Annotated in this window: 2 protein-coding genes; both read left to right on the top strand. The window is 62.8% G+C overall.

Translation table 11 applies throughout. From position 1 onward, the window contains the following. Positions 1-1,321 (top strand): protein kinase domain-containing protein (locus tag WAN71_RS23570; protein WP_422227646.1); only part of this gene is annotated, 1,321 nt, incomplete at its 5' end. A 101-nt stretch (positions 1,322-1,422) separates the two neighbouring features. Continuing rightward, on the top strand, positions 1,423-2,443 hold a 1,021-nt coding region (locus tag WAN71_RS23565), incomplete at its 3' end, for an aromatic ring-hydroxylating oxygenase subunit alpha (protein WP_422227645.1).

Raw genomic sequence — 2,443 nt, 5'->3', positions numbered from 1 at the left:
GGACTACGTCGACGGCACCGACACCGCCCAGCTGCTAACCGATACATATCCCGAAGGCATGCCGCCAGAGTTGGTGATCGAGATCGTCTCCGCGATTGGGGACGCCCTCGACTACGCCCACGAACAGGGGCTGGTGCACCGCTATGTGAATCCGAGCAACATCCTCCTCAGCGAGTCGGCCTCCGGCAGACGACGGATTTTGCTGACAGGCTTTGGCATCGCCCGGCGCCCCGACGAAATCAACAGTCTGACTCGGGCGAAGCTGGCCATCGGCACCGTTGGCTATGCAGCGCCCGAGCAGCTGATGGACGACTCGATCGATGGCCAAGCTGACCAATATGCCCTGGCGTGCACCGCTTTTCAGCTGTTGACCGGGTCACCGACGTTTTCGCACATGAACCCCGCCGTGGTGATCAGTAAGCACCTCAACGAGGCGTCGCCACGGCCAAGTGATGTGAAACCCGAGTTGATCTACTTTGACGCGCCCTTCCACCGCGCACTCATGAAGGCACCCGCCGAGAGATTCCCGCGATGTCGCGAATTCGCCAAAGCACTTGAGGCGAGGAGCAAACTGTCCTTCATCCCGAGTGCTAAAGCCGCTTCGCTCCCCACCGCTACGGAGACCAACAACGCGTCGCCGACCGAGCCCGCGGTACCCCCTCCACCAGCTGCCGAAGTCGGTGATGCCGCCGCGCCGCCAGATGTGTGGTCAACGGCTGAAGTTGACGATGCCGTCACCCCACCGGATGTCCTACCAGAGTCCGAAGTCGACGATGCCGTCACGTCGGCGGAACCTGATGTATGGAGCGCTGCGCCTGACGACACATCGATCGCGTCGCGCCGTCGTCGGCTGCTGCACACGGCAGCGCTCGGTCTCACCATCCTGGCGGTCGCGGTGGGAGGGATTTTGGGCGTCATGGCTTTGCGCTCGGCCGCTCCGCACGATGACACGCCCACCAATACCGATACGTTGTCCCCGGTGAGCACCACCCCGCCCGCGCTCCCGGCACACGCGACAGCCATCCCGCCGCCGATCGTCAAGCCTCCGACTCCCAGACCGAGCACGCCGCCGACGATCACAGCGTCGCCAGCAGCAACGGCCACTTCGACGTCGACCTCGTCTTCGGCACGCACGACTGTGCCGGAGACAACCAGGGCACATTCGCCGTCGCCGACGACCACTCCATCCGGCCTGGATCCTCGGCCTGCCGTCGGTATGCCTTGTGGCGCTCCGGGGTCGACAACCACGTCAAACTCGGGCATACCGGTCGCCTGCGTGGACACGCCCGGCGGGTCCGCTTGGGAGCCCCCCGGAGGATGACTTAACGGCGCCCGGACACGTCGTCGCTGCTGATTACTTCTTGTACTTGCTAAGTTAATAAAGTTACGGTCAAGGAGAAGCTCAGCCTCTGGAGGACCGCGATGGAACGCGACCAACTCATCGATTTGACCCGGCGTGCCGTGAAGCTGGCACGCGATAAGACGACCGACCTTGCGCCGGCCGAGCATACGGTCCGTGCGCGCGAGTACACGTCGATCGAGCGCCACCAGCGAGACGTCGCAATGCTGATGGCCAGCCCACAGCTGGTCGGTTATGTATCCGAGTTGCCGGAGCCGGGAACCTACTGCACCAAGTCGGTGATGGGGCGATCCGTTCTGCTGACAAGAACGTCCACCGGTTCGGTCAAGGCGTTCAACAATGTCTGCCTGCATCGGCAGTCGCAGGTTGTCACCGGTTGCGGTAAGGCAAAGCGATTCAGCTGCCCGTATCACGCATGGACATACGACGACAGTGGCCGATTAGTCGGTCTGCCCGGCCGGGAAGGCTTCCCCGGCGTAGAGGTGAAATCCGACGGCCTGACCGAACTGCCGGCTACCGAATTCGCCGGGTTCCTCTGGGTGGCACTCGATCCCGCCGCGACATTGGATATTTCCGCGCACCTGGGTCCGCTGGCCGAAGAACTCGACTCGTGGGGCATCGGACGGTGGTCTCCACTGGGCGAGAAGGTCCTCGACTCACCGATCAATTGGAAACTGGCGGTCGACACCTTCTCGGAGAATTACCACTTCGCCACCGTCCACCGGGCGACCTTCGCCACGATCGCCCGCAGCAACTGCACGGTGTTCGATTCGTTCGGACTGCATCACCGGTTGATCTTCCCGCTGAACTCCATCCTGGAGCTGGAGAACGTTCCCGAAGATCAGTGGGACCCCTTCCAGAACATGGTGGTGATCTATGCGCTGTTTCCGAACATCGTGCTATCGGTGACCATCGGCAACGGCGAGCTGTTTCGGATCTACCCGGGCGAGACGCCGGGCAGATCCATTACCGTCCACCAGAATTCGACGCCGCTAGACATCTCCGAGGAATCTGTGGCAGCCGGCGCCCAAGCTGTCTTCGACTATGCCCATGCCACCGTGCGCGACGAGGACTACCGGCTCG

It is taken from the genome of Mycobacterium sp. (genome assembly GCF_049280035.1).
Taxonomy (GTDB): domain Bacteria; phylum Actinomycetota; class Actinomycetes; order Mycobacteriales; family Mycobacteriaceae; genus Mycobacterium.
Note: the sequence above shows the minus strand (reverse complement) of the source record. Positions and strands in the feature narration are given on the sequence as shown.